Here is a 2,968-nt window from a genome sequence, read left to right as displayed (position 1 = left end):
TCTGATATTGCTGTTTCATTTGTTACGGTTTCATCTCCTGATTAATATCTAATTTACCTTCCCCTACCCTTTTTATGCAACAACGCCGTTTACAGGTGAGGATTATATTTTGATTATAGCGGTTATATACTGACATTTTAAGAAGCGATCGCCTATATCCATCGTCACAAATTAGCAAGGCGATCGCACCAATAATCTCTACAAATAGCGATCACCAAAAATACATTTACTTGGGTGGTTTGCTCATTAAGATGACGCGCACTAATCCAGTAAGGCTACTGAGCAACATCGAAATTAGAATAGCGATCGCTAAAAGAATTGATGTGGGAGATTCTCCATGTTTTGTGATCGTTGCAGTATCAATGGGGGGTATAGGTGTAGTGGTTTGATTAGAGTTAGCTGATGTTTGATTTGCCATTTGTTTATTGCCGCTTAGGCTCAATTAAATTTATGTTCTAATTCTGCCAAGTGCCTCTGCTGTTGTCATTACGAGAAAGTACGAAAAAGTAAGGTTATAATTTAAAGCAGTTATCGCCGCTAAGAATTTTGGTTGTAAAACATGACTCCTGAAGAGGCTATCCAAGTTGCCGATGAGGCTTTATTTGCCAATTTGAGAAGTTATTTAACAGATATTTGTCGTTTCATTTTACGGGAATCTTTTGCTGGCAAAAAATATGAGGAGATGGAAGGTTATGATACGCAACACATTAAAAATGAAGGTAAAAAGCTGTGGGATTCCTTGTCTGAAGCTTTAGGCGAAAAGGTTAGCAAAACTAATTTCAAAGGGGCTTTAGAAAAACGGTGGAGAGCAAGGGGAATAGTCATAAATCCGCCTGAATTAACGGCTTATAATTTGCAAACTTGGGTGGGACGTAAAGAGATTCTTGAAGATTTGCTGAGGAAGTTGCAAGGGCAAACTCGATTACTTTGGATTGCTGGTATTTCGGGGATTTGGAAAACAATTTTAGGCGAATGTCTTGCTAGTAAAGCTTGGACAAGCGATCCATCCTTTCAATGGATTCATTTAGAAGTTTTGGAAGGGCAAAGTTTTGATTTTGCTTCGGTAGCCACAGATTTACTGGCGAAACTAGGCGAAAAAGAGCTTGACCCACAGGAGCGTAATGATCCGAAAAGATTGATTAATCGCCTTTTGCAAAAACTTAAAGTAAATCGTTATTGGATTCAATTAGATTCTCTAGAACGATTGCTAGATTGTGAACAACCTGATGAATTTGTTGATAGTCATTGGCTAATTTTTTTACAACGATATCTTGCTGAGCCTAATCTTGCTAGCCGCTTAGTACTGACGGCTCAGGCTTTACCTGCTGCTGTGGCTGAGTTTGGCGATCGCTATCCTAATGTTTGGCAGGAAATAACTTTACGAGGTTTGTCTGCTGACGATCAACATAATGAACATCTGGAATTATTTAAGAAGAATGGCATTACTACGGATGAATCCAATCAATCTACGCTGAGTCGCATTGGTTCAATTTATGAAGGTCATCCATTAGTATTGCAGGTGATTGCCAAAGAGATTCTAGCAGCACCTTTCAAAGGAAATGTAGCAGAATATTGGCAACGCTATGGTAATGAATTTGAGCAGGTGGCGCGGGAACTCCAACCAGATCGAGTGAATCCAGCGCTTTACAATCAAGCTTTGCAGAGACAAGTACGACGACGGGTAGAGGCTTCGTTAAAACGTTTACCTACGGATGCTCTAGATTTACTATGTCGTAGTTCTGTCTACCGTCGTCCTGTTCCTGAAATGTTTTGGCTGGTGTTAATTGAGGATAAATTACCTACGCAACAACAAGAGGCATATCAAGTATTATGCGATCGCGCTTTGGTTGAAAAAGAATCTGTCTCTCAAGGACAGTTGCTCATCCGCCAACACAATCTTATTCGTGATATTGCCTATACTCAACTTAAAACGAACATAAATACTTGGGAACAAACTGAACGTAAAGCTGCCCATCTTTGGTTAACTGCTTATATCCCTAAGCCAAACGTACCTAACATAGAATCTGTGCGTGGTTATTTAGAAGCATTTGACCATTATTACGAAGTTAAAGATAGAGAAAAGATGGTCAGTATAATTGAAACAGAAAATATCTTAGATCAACAATGTTCTCTTTATATGTGGCTGAATTTGAGAGGTTACTATCAAGAGCAAATCACACTTTATGAAATTATTTCTAGCCAATCTCTTTGCTCATTAGAAAAAACACATCTTATATATCTAGGTGATGCTTATAATCATATAGGAAGATTTTCTGAGGCAATTATATGTTGTCTAGAATATTTACAGATGCCATCTTTATCTCAAAATCTAAAAGAGGCAATAGATATTTTCAGGATTTTGGGTAATTCATATACATTAGTAGGTGATTATCAAAATTCACTTGATTACTACCAAACCTCTTTCATACTCTCCTGTCAGTGTGGATCTGAATTTGATATTTTATCTTCTTTCTCAGAAATGTATACAATGTATAGTCAATTGATGGTTGAAGCAATGAAGAAGATTTTAAAATTGCTTGATACTATTACAGAAGATACTATTAATTCTTATACGTCCGAAGATCAATTAGTAGATATAACAAAGTATTTTTGTCATGCTTTAGAAAGCTATACGGATCTTAAAATCCTACAGAAAAATCTTGTTTTTGATTGTTTACTGGCTTTAAATATAAATGCGGAAAATTTACACGATTATTCTCACAAAGAAAATCCTGATAATTCAGGTAATGTCAGTACATTGTTGAAAATATTAAAGCACTGTGAGCAAAAAGGCTTAAGACCATCTCAAATTAACTTACACTCAACTTTATCTATTTTCTATACAGAACAAAAAAACTATCCTAATGCAATAAGTTCTCTTTGGGAGCATCTCAGTTTGGCACTGAGTAATTATACTCACAAGAATCAAGCATATCATTGAGATAAGCACAGCGATGCTTCAAAACTT

Annotated in this window: 2 protein-coding genes; one reads left to right on the top strand and one right to left on the bottom strand. The window is 36.6% G+C overall.

Annotated elements, in window-relative coordinates; translation table 11 throughout:
* Nucleotides 1-226 precede the first annotated feature (226 nt).
* Complete coding sequence (locus tag CQ839_RS24475; RefSeq protein ID WP_103670915.1) at nucleotides 227-418, bottom strand: hypothetical protein; 192 nt, start codon at nucleotides 416-418, stop codon at nucleotides 227-229.
* Between the two features lie 141 nt (nucleotides 419-559).
* On the opposite strand from CQ839_RS24475, the gene CQ839_RS24470 reads away from it, so the two are divergent.
* Complete coding sequence (locus CQ839_RS24470; RefSeq protein ID WP_103670914.1) at nucleotides 560-2,941, top strand: hypothetical protein; 2,382 nt, start codon at nucleotides 560-562, stop codon at nucleotides 2,939-2,941.
* Nucleotides 2,942-2,968: the final 27 nt, after the last annotated feature.

The sequence above is a fragment of the Pseudanabaena sp. BC1403 genome, assembly GCF_002914585.1.
Taxonomy (GTDB): Bacteria; Cyanobacteriota; Cyanobacteriia; order Pseudanabaenales; family Pseudanabaenaceae; genus Pseudanabaena.
The sequence above is the reverse complement of the archived record's forward strand: the minus strand, read 5'-3'. Positions and strand labels throughout refer to the sequence as shown.